This window comes from Faecalimonas nexilis (genome assembly GCF_059731825.1).
This window is the reverse complement of sequence record NZ_AP029189.1, coordinates 2,323,799-2,341,461: the sequence shown is the minus strand read 5'-3', so window position 1 is coordinate 2,341,461 and position 17,663 is coordinate 2,323,799. Positions and strand designations below refer to the sequence as shown.

The 17,663-nt window shown below is 38.8% G+C and carries 14 protein-coding genes; 13 read left to right on the top strand and 1 reads right to left on the bottom strand.

Going from position 1 to position 17,663, the window contains the following annotated elements; translation table 11 throughout:
- Window positions 1-13 precede the first annotated feature (13 nt).
- The 11 genes from lacZ to AC6I5B_RS11885 all read left to right on the top strand — a co-directional run bounded on the left by lacZ (window position 14) and on the right by AC6I5B_RS11885 (window position 14,466).
- A complete protein-coding gene (lacZ, locus tag AC6I5B_RS11935) occupies window positions 14-2,260 on the top strand; it encodes a beta-galactosidase, LacZ type (RefSeq protein WP_497773769.1) in 2,247 nt (748 codons plus the stop codon).
- Between the two features lie 77 nt (window positions 2,261-2,337).
- Entirely contained in the window at window positions 2,338-3,867 is a 1,530-nt protein-coding gene (locus tag AC6I5B_RS11930) for a response regulator transcription factor (protein ID WP_497773365.1), read from the top strand.
- 3 nt (window positions 3,868-3,870) lie between these two features.
- Window positions 3,871-5,631 carry a cache domain-containing sensor histidine kinase gene (locus AC6I5B_RS11925; RefSeq protein WP_497773364.1) on the top strand — a complete coding sequence of 587 codons (1,761 nt, stop codon included), beginning with the start codon at window positions 3,871-3,873 and terminating at the stop codon, window positions 5,629-5,631.
- Complete coding sequence (locus AC6I5B_RS11920; protein WP_004611372.1) at window positions 5,615-7,819, top strand: alpha-galactosidase; 2,205 nt, start codon at window positions 5,615-5,617, stop codon at window positions 7,817-7,819. The genes AC6I5B_RS11925 and AC6I5B_RS11920 overlap by 17 nt, the downstream gene beginning before the upstream one ends.
- An 84-nt stretch (window positions 7,820-7,903) precedes the next feature.
- The gene (locus AC6I5B_RS11915; RefSeq protein WP_117787017.1) at window positions 7,904-8,593 is read left to right on the top strand and encodes a peptidoglycan recognition protein family protein; all 690 of its coding nucleotides are present in this window, start codon (window positions 7,904-7,906) and stop codon (window positions 8,591-8,593) included.
- 132 nt (window positions 8,594-8,725) lie between these two features.
- On the top strand, window positions 8,726-9,622 hold the full coding sequence (locus tag AC6I5B_RS11910) for a LysR family transcriptional regulator (protein ID WP_004611370.1): 897 nt from the start codon (window positions 8,726-8,728) through the stop codon (window positions 9,620-9,622).
- A 46-nt stretch (window positions 9,623-9,668) separates the two neighbouring features.
- Window positions 9,669-10,625, top strand: coding sequence for a carbohydrate kinase family protein (locus AC6I5B_RS11905; protein ID WP_022250609.1), 957 nt, complete (start codon window positions 9,669-9,671; stop codon window positions 10,623-10,625).
- A 21-nt stretch (window positions 10,626-10,646) separates the two neighbouring features.
- The gene (locus AC6I5B_RS11900; protein WP_044986652.1) at window positions 10,647-11,156 is read left to right on the top strand and encodes a YqeG family HAD IIIA-type phosphatase; all 510 of its coding nucleotides are present in this window, start codon (window positions 10,647-10,649) and stop codon (window positions 11,154-11,156) included.
- Window positions 11,157-11,350: 194 nt separating this feature from the next.
- Window positions 11,351-13,354, top strand: coding sequence for an oxidoreductase (locus AC6I5B_RS11895; RefSeq protein WP_022250611.1), 2,004 nt, complete (start codon window positions 11,351-11,353; stop codon window positions 13,352-13,354).
- A gap of 216 nt (window positions 13,355-13,570) precedes the next feature.
- Window positions 13,571-14,017, top strand: a complete 447-nt coding sequence (locus AC6I5B_RS11890; RefSeq protein WP_004611366.1) for a regulatory YrvL family protein — start codon at window positions 13,571-13,573, stop codon at window positions 14,015-14,017.
- Window positions 14,018-14,106: 89 nt separating this feature from the next.
- Complete coding sequence (locus AC6I5B_RS11885; protein ID WP_004611365.1) at window positions 14,107-14,466, top strand: hypothetical protein; 360 nt, start codon at window positions 14,107-14,109, stop codon at window positions 14,464-14,466.
- A 25-nt stretch (window positions 14,467-14,491) separates the two neighbouring features.
- Here the strand turns inward: AC6I5B_RS11885 and AC6I5B_RS11880 are convergent, their stop codons facing one another.
- Window positions 14,492-15,376 (bottom strand): LysR family transcriptional regulator, encoded by an 885-nt coding sequence (locus AC6I5B_RS11880; protein ID WP_022250612.1) that lies wholly within the window; start codon window positions 15,374-15,376, stop codon window positions 14,492-14,494.
- Window positions 15,377-15,559: 183 nt separating this feature from the next.
- Between AC6I5B_RS11880 and AC6I5B_RS11875 the strand changes: the two genes are divergently transcribed.
- Window positions 15,560-16,435, top strand: a complete 876-nt coding sequence (locus tag AC6I5B_RS11875) for a shikimate dehydrogenase (protein WP_004611363.1) — start codon at window positions 15,560-15,562, stop codon at window positions 16,433-16,435.
- 29 nt (window positions 16,436-16,464) lie between these two features.
- Window positions 16,465-17,652, top strand: coding sequence for an MFS transporter (locus AC6I5B_RS11870; protein WP_022250613.1), 1,188 nt, complete (start codon window positions 16,465-16,467; stop codon window positions 17,650-17,652).
- The last annotated feature ends 11 nt before the right edge of the window (window positions 17,653-17,663 follow it).

Sequence of the window (17,663 nt, the reverse complement as noted above, 5' to 3'; positions counted from 1 at the left end):
AAGTACAAAAGCAGTGCTTCTAAATGCAGAAGAAAAGATTGTTTTTGAAAAAAATATAAAGGGAAACTCTATATGTGAAATTAGCGGAGAAGTTGAAAATGTACATGCATGGAGTGCAGAAGACCCATATTTGTATCAATTATATCTGTATGTGGAAGATCAGAAAGGAAATCTGATCGAAGCAGTTCCGGAATTGGTTGGATTCCGAACATTTGAGATGATTGACAAAGTAATGCATATCAATGGAAAACGAATTGTATTTAAAGGTGTGAACCGGCATGAATTTAATGTGCGAAGAGGTCGTTCTATTAAGAAGGAAGATATGCTTTGGGATATTGAGTTTATGAAACAGCACAATATCAATGCAGTTCGTACTTCGCATTATCCAAATGAGAGTCTTTGGTATCGTCTGTGCGACATTTACGGAATTTATCTCATCGATGAGACAAACTTGGAATCCCACGGTTCATGGCAGAAGATGGGGGAGTGTGAACCTTCTTGGAATGTTCCCGGAAGCAGACCGGAGTGGAAAGAGGCAGTTTTGGATCGGGCGAAATCGATGTTTGAAAGAGATAAAAATCATCCATCTATTTTAATTTGGTCTTGTGGAAATGAATCTTATGCGGGTACTTGCATTGAGGCGATGTCAGACTATTTCCATGAAAAAGATGACACAAGATTAGTTCATTATGAGGGTGTATTCTGGAATCGTGAATTTGATCATATTAGTGATATGGAAAGTCGTATGTATGCAAAGCCGGCGGAGATAGAAGCGTTTCTAAGTAATGATCCGAAAAAACCATATATCAGTTGTGAATATATGCATGCAATGGGAAATTCTTGCGGTGGCATGAAATTATATACGGATTTAGAGTCAAAATATGAATTGTATCAAGGCGGATTTATTTGGGATTATATCGATCAGTCGATGCTTCGGAAGAATGAGCAAGGTGAGGAAGTGTTTGCTTATGGTGGAGATTATGATGACAGAGCAACAGACTATGAATTCTGTACAAATGGAATCGTATATGCAGATCGAAAAATCTCTCCGAAAGCACAGGAAGTAAAGCAACTCTATGCGAATGTGAAACTGACTCCGGACGAAAATGGAGTGCTTATAAAAAATGAGAATTTATTTATTTCCACAGAAGCTTATACACTTGTCTATCGTATGATGCTAGATGGTTATCCTGTCTTTGAAAGTATGCGAAACGTAGTTGTACAGGCGCAAGAAGAACAGTATGTGAAATTGGATTATCCAAATATAGATGAGCCTGGAGAGTACACTTATGAAGTGGCAATGGAATTGACGGAGGACACGATTTGGGCAGATGCAGGACATGAGATCTGTTTTGGACAATTTGTCAAGAAGGTTACGGAAGAGGAAGAACAAACGACGAAAAAGATGCAGGTGATTTATGGCGATGTCAATATTGGAGTGAAGGGTGAAGGCTTTCTGGCAATGTTCTCAAAAAGTGAGGGAGGTCTTGCATCACTTCAGTATGATGGAACAGAGTATATTACACGGGCGCCGAAGACGAGTTATTGGAGAGCATGTACCGACAATGACCGTGGGGCAAAACAGGGATTTGACCGCAGTATGTGGCTGACTGCCGGTTTGTATCAAAAAGTCATTGATGTGAAAGTGGAGGAATTGGAAGAACAGGTTCGGATTACGTTTGAGTATGAACTGCCGACGATTCCAAAAGCATACAGTACAATTTCCTATGTGATGTCAGGTGACGGTGTTGTGCATGTACACTTGTTGTACAAAGGGACAGAAGGTCTTCCTGAAATACCGGCATTCGGAATGGATTTCAAACTCAAAGAGAGATATCATAATTTTGAATATTATGGATATGGTCCGGAGGAAAACTATGTCGACCGAATGGAAGGTGCAAGACTTGGCATTTTTGAGGGTACAGCAGAAGAAAATTTATCGAATTATCTGATTCCTCAGGAGTGTGGAAATCGTGTAGGAACAAGATGGCTGAAAGTGACAGATGAGTATGGCAGGGGTCTTCAATTTACATGTGAAGAGATTCCATTTGAGAGCAGCGTCCTTCCATATAGCGCGTACGAACTTGAGAATGCATTACATCAGGAAGAATTACCGAAAATACATTATACATGGGTTCGAATTCTTGCAAAACAGATGGGTGTTGGAGGAGATGACAGCTGGGGAGCACCGGTGCACGAACAGTATCGGATACCATCGGATAAAAATTTGGAAATTGCTTTCCATGTCAGTAAATTGTGATATAATAAGATATAGTTGGGTAAAAGGGCGAAGGGTCGAAGATTCTTCGTCCTTAGACTATAGATTGAGGTGTAAGGATGGCAGAATATTGTAAAGTGGTAATTATTGATGATGAATTTATTATGCGTCAAGGAATGAAGCACATGCTGGATTGGGAAAAGGAAGGTTTCCAAATTGTCGGTGAAGCTTCCAACGGGCAGGAAGGCTTGGAAGTGATTGAAAAGACAAAACCGAATATTGTACTCACAGATATCGTGATGCCTGTGCTTGATGGAATTGAATTTTCAGAAATTTTAAATAAACGTTTTCCGGAAATGCAGCTTGTGATATTGAGTAGTTACGATAAATTTGAATATGTGAAGGCTACATTTCTAAATGGGGTAGTGGATTATATTTTAAAACCGACATTAAATCCGGAAATTTTGCTTTCAACTTTGAAAAAAGTGGCTGGAAAAATTCCGGGAATGGAACTTGAGCGAAAAGAAATTGATTCCGTTCAAAGCCAGATGGAACGGTTTTTATGTGGTTATCAAGAAAAGTTAGATGAAGCATTGTTTGTGGAGTATTTTCCGCATACACTGTATCGACTTTTGGGGATCAATTTGAAAAAAGTGTGTGGAAATCAAAAAGATAAGATAGCATCTGTGCAGGAAAGTATTTTCGATTTTTTTCAGAGTAAGAAAGAGTATGTGCATTGCCATGTTTTTTTAGAGGAAGAGGTATTCTGTTGTATCTTTAACTTTCGTGTCAAAGATGAAAAGCTTGTATTGGCGGATATTGAAAGCTGTGTCGATAAGATGGCGAAAATGTATGGAAATGTATTTTTTGTGGTGGGAAAAAGTTTTGCCGGTATGAAGAACATAAAGGACTGTTATCAGAAAGAAATCAAAGATATGGTAAACAGGCAGTTTTATTTTAAGGAAAAATCACTGCTTGTATTAGAGATGCCACAAGTTTTGGAAAAAGAACAACGGTTTCCCTTTGCGGATTATTCAGAACTGTTACTTCATAGTCGATTTGCAGATGCAATTGCGATGCTCAAAAAATATGTGTTTTATTTGAAAGAGCGACAGGTAGAGGAGTACCGCTTGAAATATTTGACCAAGAATTTATTATACAATTATCTGATGGAAATCGAGCGGTATGAAGTGGAAAGCGAGCAATTGCGGCAACAATATTTTAACTGGATTGACAATACACACTATATCGAAGAATTTGTGCAGGTGTTTCAAGATATTATAGAAAAATTGGAAGCATTGCGAGTTTATCAGCTAGAGGCAGAAGATGTTAAAATTTCGAAAATGAAAAAGTATATTAAAGAGCATTATCAGGAGCAGCTGGAACTTTCGGAAATTGCAGAAAATTTTAACTTTAATTATCATTATCTGTCTTCGTATTTCAACAAACATACAAAAGAAGGATTCAGCGGATACTTGAATAAAATCAGAATTGAGAAGGCTTGTGAACTTTTGCGAAAGGGAGATATGAGTATATCACAAATCAGTGCTGCAATCGGATATTCGGACCATAGTTATTTTTGCCGAGTATTCAAAAAAATGATTGGAAATACACCGAGCTCTTATAAAAGACAGATGAAAAAGGAGTAACACATGAAGAGGCAAATCCATATAAATATGTTATTTGTAAAAATTTTATGCACCGTGATTGTGGGAATCACTTGTCTTTCGGTGGCTCTTAGTACATTGAATTTATTTATTTCCAAAAAGGTATTTGTAAATATTTTTTCAGAATCACAGCGAAAAATTTTCAAGCAGATTGACAAAGAATTTTATAAGTTTTTTTCGGATGTGATTGAGATTACCTCGAAAGCAAATATGAGCTGGGCGGTTCGGGAATATCTAACGACACAGAATCAGACAGATGAAGAAGAGATGAAAACGATATATTATATGCAGAAACATATGAAAGAGACAAAAGTAGATGAGCACAGTGAGCTTGGTGTAATGCTGATGGGAATGAACGGGAAAAATTATATTTTGAATAATGCCAGAAAAGATATCTCAGCGGAGGCAATTTTGCAAAGTGAAGTGGCGAAAAAGGCGATGAGCAATCCAGGAAAGCTGATTTGCGAGTATGAAGAAAAAGGATACACCGACGATCAAAAAAATGTGCCGGTTTTGGTGATGGCAAAGAGTCTGAATTACAGTGAGAAGGATGTTTGCGATGGAATTATATTTATATCGATCAAAGAATCTGAGTTTCAAAAAATGTACGATTATTTTACATCGGATACAAGTGATATTATTATCTTGAATCAGAATGAAAAGGTGATCTCTTCAAATGAGCGAGAATATTTAAACGGTGAAGGCAAAAAGGAATTGGAGATGATTTTGGATCAAGTCGACGGTGAAGGGAAGAGTCTGGGAAAGATGTATTTGACGCAGAAACTTCAAGGTACAAACTTTCGGATGGTCGGCGTTATAGATCCGGATTTTGCATTCATACAGCAGTATCATCTGAAAAGCAATATACTTCTCACGCTCGGCATTACGGTTTTGATAGGACTGTTTGTATTTATTTTTATTAAACAACAGACGAGACCATTATCAAAACTGGCAGATAAGATGAGGCTTGTGCAGGAAGGAAATATGCAGGAATATGTAGATGTGGAAGGAACAGAAGAAATTCAAGAACTTTCGAAAGCTTATAATACGATGCTGGAGCGAATCAATCAATATATAGAAGAACGCATGAAAATTCAGGAAGAAAAACGAAACGCGGAAATTCACGCATTGCAGATGCAGATTAATCCACATTATATGTATAATACATTGGCAAGTATAAAGTGGTTGACATGGCAGGGGGATGTGAAAAAATCGACCGCAGTCATCGATGCCTTTATTTCCTTGCTTCGCAATACGATAAGTAATACGGATGAATTTGTGACAGTAGAACAAGAAGTGGCAAACTTGAAAAATTATGTTTTGATTAATCAGACGAGATATGGAGATGCAGTCGGAGTCGAATTTTATGTAGTGGACAAATGTAAAGAATATCTCGTTCCAAAGTTGATTTTGCAGCCTTTCGTAGAGAATGCATTTTTTCATGCATTTCCAGAAGGAATGGAGGGGGAAATTTCCGTTTTTATAAAAGAAGAAAAGAAATATCTGAGATTTGACATTGAGGATAACGGTGTAGGAATGGATGCAGAGCAGTTATATACTTTGAATAATAAAAAAGATAAAAAAAGTGAACATTTTACAGGGATTGGAATTAACAATGTAGATGATCGTATTAAATTGATTTATGGTATGGATTACGGAATCAATATTGTTAGTGAAAAAGATAAAGGGACAACAATTACAATTTTGTTGCCGAGAAAGGAAAAAGAACATGGCAATTCAATTTGATAAAGAAAAAAATATATTTACATTAGAGAGTAAAAATACTGCATATCAAATTATGATAGGAGATTATGGAGTATTACAACATCTATACTATGGAAAGCGGGTCGGTAAGTGTGATATGTCTTATTTAGTGCAGATGTACGATAGAGGATTTTCTGGACAAATACCAGATGCGGGTAATCGCCGGGAATTTTCGATGGATACACTGCTTCAGGAGTATTCCACATATGGAACAGGTGACTATCGTACAGAGTCATTGCGTATCATAGATGGGAATGGAGGATATGGTGCTGACCTTCGTTATGAATCGCATAAGATTTACAAGGGAAAATATAGTATTTGCGGGCTTCCTGCAATGTATGCGAAAGAAGAGGAAGCGGATACATTAGAAATTAAGCTTAAAGATTTCACAACAAATGTTGCGGTCATATTGTATTATGGCGTGTTTCATGAGTTAGACATCATTACAAGAGCTGTCACTGTAATTAATGAGGGAACAGAGACTATTATATTGGAAAAGGTGGCATCAGCATGTTTGGAGTTTTACCACAAAGAGTTTGATATGGTACACTTTCATGGAAAACATGCGATGGAGCGGGAACTGGAACGTCTTCCAATAAGGCATGGAATGCAGTCCATTGGAAGTGTGCGTGGGACATCCAGCCATCAGCACAATCCGTTTGTGATTTTATGCAGTAAAAATGCAACAGAAACGACAGGGGATTGTTATGCGATGTCGTTTGTGTATAGCGGCAATTTCCTTGCTGAGGTAGAAGTGGATCAAATTGAACAGACACGTATGGTTATGGGAATTCATCCTACGCAGTTTTCTTATCAATTAAAACAGGGAGAGGTGTTCGATGCTCCGGAAGTGGTAATGAGTTATAGTGGAGAAGGGTTTTCAAAACTTTCTAATACATTTCACAAGGCATATAGGAATCATCTATGCAGAGGAAAATATAAACTTTCGAGACGCCCGATTTTAATCAATAACTGGGAGGCTACCTATTTCCAATTTGATGAAGAAAAGCTATTTCAAATTGCAAAGGAGGCAAAAGAACTTGGCGTAGAAATGTTCGTTATGGATGATGGCTGGTTTGGAAAGAGGGAAGATGACACCTCTGGACTGGGAGACTGGTTTGTGAATGAAAAGAAGATAAAAGGCGGGCTTGGAAAGCTGGTAGAACGTATTAATCAGATGGGTATGAAGTTCGGAATTTGGTTCGAGCCGGAAGCTGTTTCGGAGGACAGTGAGCTATATCGGGCACATCCGGACTGGTGTCTTGCCATTTTAAACCGAAAACCAAACAGAAGCCGTTATGAATTGATCTTGGATATGGCGAGAGCGGATGTGAGAGAATATCTGTTTCAAGCTATGTGTGAGGTGTTAGATTCTGCAAATATAGAGTATGTGAAGTGGGATATGAACCGGAATCTGAGTGATGTGTGGTCTGCATATTTTCCGAAAGACAGACAGGGAGAAATTTACCACCGCTATGTACTCGGATTGTATGAATTGTTGGAAAAGCTGATTCAGCGATATCCGGATATTCTGTTTGAAGGGTGTTCCGGAGGAGGCGGGAGATTTGACGCCGGGATGCTCTATTATACACCTCAGATATGGTGTAGTGATAACACAGATGCAATTGAGCGGTTATCTATACAATACGGGACTTCTTTCGCTTATCCGATTAGCACAGTCGGATCTCATGTGTCGGTTTGTCCAAATCATCAGACAGGAAGAAACACACCGATGTATACAAGAGCAGTTGTCGCAATGGCTGGAAGTTTTGGGTATGAATTAGATGTGAACCAGCTGTGCGAAAAAGACAAAGAAGAGATTCGATATCAAATAGAAGCTTATAAAAAATACCAAAGCCTGATTCATGACGGAATATACGACCGTTTGTCAAATCCTTATGAAAACCATACGTATACAGCATGGCAATTTACAAGTGAAGATAAATCAGAGGTGCTTGTAAATTATGTGCTGACGAAAAAGCATGCGAATGAAAAAGTGTATTATTTGTATTTGCGAAATTTGGAGGAGGAAGCATTCTATCAAGACAAAGAAAATGGGAAAATTTATACCGGAGCCGCATTGATGTATGGTGGATTGCCAATGCCGAGAAATATTCAAGAGTATGAGGCCGTGCAGCTTTACTTTGAACGTTTGGAAAAAAGTAATTAAGAAAAAACTAAGCAAATTTTGAAATAATCCGTAGAAAAATATGTTAGAATCATATATCATATTTTGATATACGGGGGTTGTAGTATGACAGCAAATCACAGAAGAAAAAAAGGGAGAAGTAAGAACAGAATGAAACGGCGAATGCAACTCTATACACGAGTTGGCGCGGCCTGTCTGATTTTGCTTACGGTTGTGCTTGGGGGAATGAAAGTGTTTCATATTGGACCATTGGGTAATGGATATATGGAAATTACAGGTGCAGATATAGATGCTGCTAAGCCGGATATCGATGTGCAACTTTTAACGGTAAATGAATATTCTAGACCGGGGACAAAGACAGAGCGAATCAATGGAATTGTAATTCATTATACGGCGAATCCCGGATCGACTGCTATGCAGAATCGAAATTATTTTGAAGGCTTAAAAGACAGTCACATAACGAAGGCAAGCAGCCATTTTATTGTAGGATTAGATGGAGAGATTGTGCAGTGTATTCCGACGTGGGAGGAAGCATACGCATCCAATGACAGGAATCCTGACACGGTTTCTATTGAGACATGTCATCCGAATGAAGATGGAAAATATACACAGGCAACCTACAAATCTATGGTACAGCTGACAGCATGGTTATGTAAAAAATTTGATTTGACCGAAAAAGATGTAATTCGTCATTATGATATTACCGGCAAGATTTGTCCGAAATATTTTGTAGAAGATGAAGCGGCATGGGAAAAGTTTCGGGAAGATGTAAAAATTGTATTGGCTAAAATGTAAAAGAGTCCAACTCGGACTCTTTTTATCATGTGCGGTTAACTTACTTATTAGCAAAGATAATAGTTTTTATCTATAGATTATAGAGAGAAATTGTGATATACTTAACAAAACTTATTTGAAGGAGAGAGGCATATGAATTTAAATCAATTGCATTATTTTGTAACACTAGCCTATATGGAACATTATACGAAAGCGGCGAAGCAACTATCTATCACGCAACCAAGCCTCAGTCATGCAATTGGTATGTTGGAACAGGAACTGGGGACTTATTTATTTGAAAAACAAGGACGGAACGTAGTTCTTACAAAATATGGAAAAGTATTTTTGAAATATGCCGAGGAGTCTTTGCGGGTGTTGGATACCGGAATTAAAAAGACGAGATCGATGACAAGTGAGACAAGCGGTGAGATTGATATCGGATACATCTATACACAGGGGAGTGAATTTATACCGGAGCTGGTTAAAAATTTTTTGGACGAGAACAAAGAAAAAGATATCCAATTTCACTTTAACAATGGAGTGACAGAGGAGATTGTGAAAGGTATCAAATCAGAACGTTTTGACCTTGGATTCTGTTCTTATATGAAAAATGAGCCGGATATTGAATTTATCCCGGTTACAAAAGAAGAACTTGCAGCAATTGTGCCATATGGACACCCATTAGCAGATCGGGAGAGTGTAAAATTTGAAGAGATTGCCAGTTATCCTCAGATTTTTTTCAATAAAACGAGTGGACTTCGTGCGGTGATCGACGGGCTTTTCAAAGACGCAGATATTACTCCGGATATCAAGTACACGGTGGACGAAGACAGCGCACTTGCCGGACTTGTGGCAAAGGGATTTGGTGTCGGGATTGTACCGAATATTCCGATTTTGAAGAGCCTGCAGGTGAAGATTATCCCGATTGAAAAGCTGGCGTATCGAAGATATATTTATATGGCGATCATGCGGAACAAATATTTATCGCCGATTGTAAAGCAATTTCTGCAATATGTTCAAAAAAACTATAAAATAGAAATTGAACAATAGAAGTGTGTCGGCTATAATAGATGGAGAAAATAAGGGAGGTTTTACAATGCAGAAAGAATTTGATGTAATCGCATTGGGAGAATTATTGATTGATTTTACGATGCACGGGGAGAGTGAACAGGGAAACAATCTTTTTGAGGCGTGTCCGGGTGGGGCGCCTTGTAATGTGCTCGCAATGCTGAACAAGTTGGGAAAGAAGACGGCTTTTTTGGGGAAAGTAGGACAGGACCAGTTTGGAACACTGTTGAAAGCTACACTGGATGATGTTGGAATCGACACCTCCGCTTTATATATGGATCAAGAGGTGAATACCACATTGGCATTTGTGCATACATTTCCGGATGGGGACAGGGAGTTTTCGTTTTACCGGAATCCGGGAGCTGATATGATGCTGACAGCTGATGAAGTAGATGAAGAATTTGTAAAAAAGGCAAAGATATTCCATTTTGGAACATTGTCTATGACTCATGACGGAGTGAGAGAAGCCACAAAAAAAGCATTGAAAATTGCAAAAGACAATGGGCTGGTTATTACATTTGACCCGAATCTTCGACCACCTCTTTGGAGCTCATTAGAGCTTGCAAAAGAGCAGATGGAGTATGGATTCGCATATTGCGATGTTTTGAAGATTTCAGATAATGAGATTCAGTTTATCTCAGGAAAAGAGGATTACGATGAGGGAATCCGGTATCTGCAGGAGAAATATCAGATCCCGCTCATTCTTCTGACTATGGGGAAAGATGGAAGTCGTGCTTACTACAAAGATATGAGAGTGGAAGTTGCCGGACGCGTTGTGAAGGCAATCGAGACGACAGGTGCAGGAGATACTTTCTGTGGAAGCTCGATCAACTATGTATTAGAACATGGACTTGAGAATCTGACAGAGGAAAATTTAAAAGAGATGCTTTCGTTTGCAAATGCGGCAGCAGCATTGATTACGACTAAAAAAGGCGCGATTCGTTCAATGCCGGAAAAAGAAGATGTGCTGGCATTTATGGAATAAAAAGAGAAATGGATGAAGATTATGTTTGAACGTTTTTTTCCGGATGACTATGTCGCATCGACCTATGTTATTCCGTTTGAAAAATTGTATGAAGAAGGCTATCGGGGACTGATTTTCGATATTGATAACACATTGGTTCCGCATGGTGCACCGGCTGATGAGAGGGCAAAAGCGCTGTTTGCGAGACTGAAGGCGATTGGATTTTCCAGTTGCCTGATTTCGAATAATCAGGAACCCCGCGTAAAGATGTTCAATGAGGAGATTCAGACGAACTATATTTTTAATGCTCACAAACCATCTACAAAAAATTACAAAAAGGGGATGGAGATTATGGGAACAACACCAGAGAATACAATTTTTATCGGGGACCAGCTGTTTACTGATGTCTATGGCGCAAAACGGGCGGGAATCCGAAATATACTTGTGAAGCCGATTCACCCCAAAGAAGAGATTCAGATTGTTCTGAAACGATACTTGGAAAAAATTGTATTACATTTTTATCGAAAAGAGAAAGACAAACGGAAAAAGTAACTGTTCTTTGAGCAGTTACTTTTTTAAATCTATAGAGAAAATTTATCAAAAATGATGAAAATACCAATTTGTTTTATGGATGAAGAGTGCTTATAATAGTAGCTAAGAAAAGACAGAGGCCGGCGCCCAAGGCAATGTCAACAACCTCGTTTCACATGGATCTGAAACAATCATTTAGAAGGAGTTAGGAAAAAATGCAAAGCAAATATACACATATTTTTGAACCGCTTACAATTAAGCACATGACACTGAAAAACAGAATTGTTATGACACCAATGGGAACGAACTATGGAGAACAGAATGGAGAAATGAGTTTTCTTCATATCAACTATTATGAACAGAGAGCAAAAGGCGGAACAGGTCTTTTGATCGTAGAAAATGCAAGTGTAGATTCACCGGAAGGATCTAATGGAACAACACAGCTTCGTATCGACCACGACAGCTATATTCCAAGATTATTCAAATTGAGCGAGACAGTACACAAACATGGTGCCTGTATTGCAATCCAGATCAATCATGCTGGAGCTTCTGCGCAGTCTGCAAGAACAAATATGCAGCCGGTTTCTGCGTCGAATATTCCGTCAAAAGCAGGTGGAGAGATTCCAAGACCGCTTGAAAAAGAAGAGATTTTACGCATTGTAAAAAAATACGGAGAAGCTGCAAAGAGAGCACAGATCGCAGGATTTGATGCAGTGGAGATTCACGCCGGACACTCTTACTTACTCAGCCAGTTCTTGTCACCGATAACAAATAAGAGAACGGATGAATTTGGAGGTTCCCCAGAGAACAGAGCACGTTTTGCAAAAATGGTTATTGAAGAAGTACGTGCACAGGTAGGTCCATTCTTCCCGATTTTTGTAAGAATCAGTGCAGATGAATTTTTAGAAGGCGGAAACACATTGGAAGATACTTTGGATTATCTTCAGTATTTTGAAAAAGAGGTAGATGTATTTGACGTTTCCTGTGGTTTGAATGGCTCTATCCAATATCAGATTGATGCTAACTACCTGGAAGACGGATGGCGTTCTTATATGGCGAAAGCAGTCAAAGAAAGATATGGAAAAATTTGTATCACAATGGGAAATATCAGAGACCCACAAGTTGCAGAAGATATTTTAGAAAGAGGAGATGCAGATCTCATCGGTATGGGACGTGGTCTGATTGCGGATCCGGAATGGGTAAACAAAGTAAGCTTTGGCGATGAAAAAGAAATCCGTAAATGTATCTCATGTAACATCGGATGTGCAGGAAACCGTATCGGAGTAAACCGCCCAATCCGTTGTACAATCAATCCGGCTGTGAATGAAGGAGAAGGATACAAAAAACTTCGCGTGAAGAAATCTTGCAATGTTGTTGTAATCGGTGGAGGTACTGCAGGACTGGAAGCAGCATGTACAGCAGCTGAAGTTGGATGTACAACATTCTTGATCGAGAAAAAGGCAAATCTTGGAGGACTTGCAGCGGAGATTTCCAAGATTCCGGATAAAAAGAGACTGTCAGATTTCCCGAATTATCTGATTCACCGTGCAAGCAAGCTGAAAAACTTATTTATCTTTAAAAATACAGAAGCAACAATTGAGTTGGTTGAAAGCCTGAATCCGAACATTATTGTCAATGCGACAGGATCGAATCCACTTCTTCCACCAATCAAAGGATTACACGAAAATATTGACAAAGAAGGCGGAAAAGTATCTTCTATCACAAATATGATCAACCACATTACAGAATATCCGGAAGACTTGACTGGAAAGAAAGTTGTAGTCATCGGTGGAGGAGCAGTTGGTCTTGATGTAGTGGAATTCTTCGCACCAAGACATGCGGATGTGAGTATCGTAGAAATGATGCCGGTTATCGGAAATGGAATTGACCCTGTTTCTAAAGTTGGAACATTTACGATGATGGATCAGTATGGAGTACAACAGCTTCCAAACACAGCTTTGTTAGAAGTAAAGAGCGATGCATTCCTTGTGAAAATGCCGGATGGAGAAGAGAAAGATCTCGCATTTGATTACGGATTTGTATGTCTTGGTATGAGAGCAAATGCTCCGATCTTAGATGCGTTGTATAATACATTTGGACACAGCGGAGACGTAGAGATTATGAACATCGGTGACAGTGTCCGTGCAAGAAGAATTATTGAGGGTACAACGGAAGGGCGTAATATCCTTGAAGTTTTGGAAAAAAGAGATTATTTATAGAATTTAACGCCTGTTTATGAGCAAAAATAGCTGCTTGCAGCGGAAAAGCACTGAAAGTGCGTTTCGCGAATGGCGTGGAGTGAACTGTAACATATAGCCTAGTAAATTGCAAGAAATATTGGACATAATTTAAAGAACAGATTAAAATAGATGTATGAGGTAGAAGTTGAAATAGTATACCTTGTACATCTTTTTTTGTTTGGAAAGGCGTGAAAAATGAGAAAAAAAGTATTAGATTTTTTGGGCTTTATTATTTGCGTGGCAGTTGTTTTAGGTATTGTTTCGGTAATCGCTCTTGTCGGTGGTTCTATTATGAAAATCTTTGGGTTTCGATATGAATCGGTTGGCAAAATTATATTGTTTTTTCTTATTTTTGCAATTGTAGGATTTCCGATGGAAGTGTTTGCACAGGCGTTGCCGAATGCACTGCTGTCATTAGACAGGATTTCTTTTATGAGTGCGAAAGTTTTGTTTGTTTTTTTAGACACTACAGCAACTACGATTGCAATGGTAGTTGTTGATCATTTTATGAAAAGTGTGTCTGCCTCGTTATTATCTATACTTGTGGTCGCATTTTTATTTGCAATCACATCTTTGGATGAGGTTAAGCGAGATTGCGATTGTAAAGATGAGAAGGAAAGATGGGAGGAAAAAGAGTCATGAGAAGTGTTAGGAATCGGAAGTTGTATTGTTGGATTATTATTAGTTGTTTTCGGTAGCATAATGAAAATGAAGGGTTGGAGGTGTATCAAATGAGAAAAAGATCTGTTGTATTAGGTGCCTGTATTTTTGCTGCGTTTTCATTAACAGGATGTAAAGATACGGAAACGCCGAAAGGGAATCCGACATTTAACGCAACTGTTTTGGAAATAGGTGAAAATACGATTTCAGTCGAACCTTTTGAAAATGAAGAGATATCAACAGGTGAAATTACGGTTACAACGGATGTTGTATCAAAGATTGAAGTACCGGAACTTGAAGAGGGAACAGAGGTATGTATCGTATATAATGGAGAAATTTTGGAGACTTATCCGGCTCGGATTAAAACCGTTTTTGCAATTTACCTGTTGGATGAAAATGGCGAAGCAATTATACCAAAGGACAGTGATTAAAGGAAGGAGCGCAAGTTAAAGAATATTAGGTCAGACCGGAATCTTTTTTGATAAATTTGACAAACCGGTTTGTGGCGGGAATCATATATTTGTCTTTCATATGAGCCATGTAGACCGTGTGGATGAGTTCTTCGCCGGCAACCGGAATTTTGGCAATCTTTGCATCGCGTATCGTGTCAACATCGGCAACGAGTGCGATTCCAAAGTCTTCTGCCACAAGTGCTGCGATAGAATATTCGTCTGGACAGTCGATGACAATATCCGGCTGGATCTGGTGCTTACGATATAATTTGTGAGTGTAAAGTCCAAGACCTGAATCACGGTCATATCCGATCACCGGATAATCCTGCAGTACTTGAAAAGGTACTTCTTTTTCATTTGCGAGCGGATGGTTTAACGAGGTGATGAGTAACATCTCCTGATGCAGGATTGGAGTAAACTGTACGGAAGGCTGATCTTCCACATATGCGCCAAAAACAACGTCATACATGTCGTTTTTCAGCCCGCGGATCAGGTCAATTGTATGTGCCTGACTGAAACTGAACGTCACTTGTTTATTTTCCGGAAGATTCAAAAAAGTACGCACCGTGTGCGGAATATAGTGGTTAGCGAGAGGGGATACATAGGCGATGTCGATGTGTCCCCCTTCTTGTGTCAGATGGTACATTTTCTGTTCCGCAGTGCGAACCTCTTCTAAAATGCGGTCAACGTGTTCTAAAAACATCTTACCGTATTTAGTGAGTGTGATGTTTCGTCCGTTTTTTTCAAAAAGAGGAATACCGAGTTCATTTTCTAGCGTATCCATAGAACGACTGAGACTTGGCTGGGAAATATTCAGTTCATTGGCGGCTAAGCGGAAATGTTCCAGCTGGGCAATTTTTTGAAAATATGTTAATTGATTTAATGTCATAGCATGTACTCCTTTCTCTACCTTACAGTATATCACAATTGATAGAAAAAAACTATCAAAAAATAACAAAAGATGTATTGGAAGTATTGATTGAAATCGTATATAATCACAGTAAAGAGGTTGTTTAAAATTTAACAAATGGGCAAAAGAAAAAACAATTCAAATTAAAAGGAGAGAAAAATCATGGCAGAAAGAATTACAGGTCACACAGAATTAATCGGTTTAATGGCTTACCCAATCAGACATTCAAGTTCACCGGCAATGCAGAATGAAGCATTTGCAAAATTAGGATATGACTATGCATACCTTGCATTTGAGGTGGACAACGATACATTAGAAGATGCGATCAAAGGACTTCGTGCATTAAAGATGAGAGGCTCTAACGTATCTATGCCAAACAAAACAGTGGTACATAAATACTTAGACGAGTTGTCACCGGCAGCGAAAATGTGTGGTGCAGTCAATACAATCGTAAATGACAATGGACACCTGACAGGTCACATTACAGATGGTATCGGTTATATGGCAGCATTAAAAGACAACAACATTGATGTTATTGGCAAAAAAATGACAATTGTCGGAGCGGGTGGAGCTGCAACAGCAATTGAAATTCAGGCAGCGCTTGACGGTGTGGCAGAGATGTCTATTTTTAACATCAAAGATAAATTCTGGGCAAATGCAGAAGAGACAGTAAAGAAAATCAATGAAAATACAAACTGTAAAGCGACATTATATGATCTTGCAGATCTTGACAAATTAAAAGAAGAGATTGCAGACAGCTATTTATTTGCAAACGGAACAGGCATGGGTATGAAACCATTAGAAGGTCAGACATACATTCCGGACAAATCGTTCTTAAGACCAGACCTGATCGTAACAGATGTTGTATATGCTCCAAGAGAAACAGCGCTGTTGAAGATGGCAAAAGAAGTCGGATGTAAGACAATGAACGGTCTTGGAATGATGTTATTCCAGGGTTCAGCCGCATTTGAATTGTGGACAGGAGAACCAATGCCGATCGAATATATGAAAGAAATCTTAGATATCAAATACGACTAAAAGAAAAAAGGAGTGCAGAGGAAAAGACGATGAATAAGAAATATTTACCAAGTGCATTGATTTTGTACTTAAACTATTTTATCCATGGTATTGGATGTTCTATATTGAGCCAGCAGGTTGTAAAAGAGATGCTGGCAGATCAGTGGGGAATGAACGATGCGATGAAAGTAACTGCAATCGCAGCCGCATTGGGATTGGGACGTTTGATCTCACTTCCGTTTGCAGGACCGTTATCGGATAAGCTTGGAAGAAGAATTTCGGTATTGATTGGTGTGGCATCTTATGTTATTTTCTTCGTAGGGATTGCTTTTTCACCAAACGTACAGGTTGCATATGTTGCAGCAGTTCTCGGAGGTATCGCAAACTCCTTCTTAGATACAGCTACATATCCGGCAGTTGCAGAGATTATGTACAAGTATACAGGTATTGCGACAATGGGAATTAAGTTATTTATTTCCGTAGCACAGCTTTTAATGCCATTCTTCTTAGGACTTGTGGCAGGAACATCTATGTCATACCTGACACTTCCACTTGTAGCAGGTATTATAATCGCAGTGCTCGGTGTGCTGGCAATTTTTGCACCGCTTCCGGCAGAGTCTGAGAGCGGAAAATCAGAGTCATTTATCAGTAACCTGAAAAATGCAAATTTCTCATTGGAAAGTGTAGCCTTGATTTTAATCGGTTTCACAAGTACAGCTACATTCCAGTTATGGTTAAACTGTGCGCAGACATTCGGAAAAGAAATCGCAGGAATCCCGTCTGAATCGGTATCTGTAATGCAGACATACTACTCAGCAGGAACTTTGGTTGCGTTGTTTGTGACAAGTATTTTGATCACAAAATTCAAACAAGTACGTTTTCTTGTTATCTATCCGGCGATTGCGACAATCATGTTGGTGTTAGTATATTTGATCAAGACACCTGCAATCTGCTACATCGGTGCATTTGTAATCGGTTATGCAGCAGCAGGAGGAGTTCTTCAGATGGCAACAGCTACTGTAAATGAACTGTTCCCGAAGATCAAAGGAACAATCACAAGCCTTGTTATGATTGCATCAAGCTTATGTAATTATACAATTTTAAGTGCGGCTGCCAATATGTCCGCAACAGGCGTTCTTGTAATGAACATTGTCATTACTGTAATCGGTGTGTTGCTTGCGCTGTTGGTAAATGCAAGATATGGAAAATTAGTAGAAAAAGTAAATACAGCAAAATAAATTTTAAAAAT

What these genes read in the sequence shown, in the direction of transcription:
- AC6I5B_RS11930 (WP_497773365.1), top strand. Translation starts at nt 2,338, where the DNA reads ATGGCAGAATATTGTAAAGTGGTAATTATTGATGATGAATTTATTATG.
- AC6I5B_RS11925 (WP_497773364.1), top strand. Translation starts at nt 3,871, where the DNA reads ATGAAGAGGCAAATCCATATAAATATGTTATTTGTAAAAATTTTATGC.
- AC6I5B_RS11920 (WP_004611372.1), top strand. Translation starts at nt 5,615, where the DNA reads ATGGCAATTCAATTTGATAAAGAAAAAAATATATTTACATTAGAGAGT.
- AC6I5B_RS11915 (WP_117787017.1), top strand. Translation starts at nt 7,904, where the DNA reads ATGACAGCAAATCACAGAAGAAAAAAAGGGAGAAGTAAGAACAGAATG.
- AC6I5B_RS11910 (WP_004611370.1), top strand. Translation starts at nt 8,726, where the DNA reads ATGAATTTAAATCAATTGCATTATTTTGTAACACTAGCCTATATGGAA.
- AC6I5B_RS11905 (WP_022250609.1), top strand. Translation starts at nt 9,669, where the DNA reads ATGCAGAAAGAATTTGATGTAATCGCATTGGGAGAATTATTGATTGAT.
- AC6I5B_RS11900 (WP_044986652.1), top strand. Translation starts at nt 10,647, where the DNA reads ATGTTTGAACGTTTTTTTCCGGATGACTATGTCGCATCGACCTATGTT.
- AC6I5B_RS11895 (WP_022250611.1), top strand. Translation starts at nt 11,351, where the DNA reads ATGCAAAGCAAATATACACATATTTTTGAACCGCTTACAATTAAGCAC.
- AC6I5B_RS11890 (WP_004611366.1), top strand. Translation starts at nt 13,571, where the DNA reads ATGAGAAAAAAAGTATTAGATTTTTTGGGCTTTATTATTTGCGTGGCA.
- AC6I5B_RS11885 (WP_004611365.1), top strand. Translation starts at nt 14,107, where the DNA reads ATGAGAAAAAGATCTGTTGTATTAGGTGCCTGTATTTTTGCTGCGTTT.
- AC6I5B_RS11880 (WP_022250612.1), bottom strand. Translation starts at nt 15,376, where the DNA reads ATGACATTAAATCAATTAACATATTTTCAAAAAATTGCCCAGCTGGAA.
- AC6I5B_RS11875 (WP_004611363.1), top strand. Translation starts at nt 15,560, where the DNA reads ATGGCAGAAAGAATTACAGGTCACACAGAATTAATCGGTTTAATGGCT.
- AC6I5B_RS11870 (WP_022250613.1), top strand. Translation starts at nt 16,465, where the DNA reads ATGAATAAGAAATATTTACCAAGTGCATTGATTTTGTACTTAAACTAT.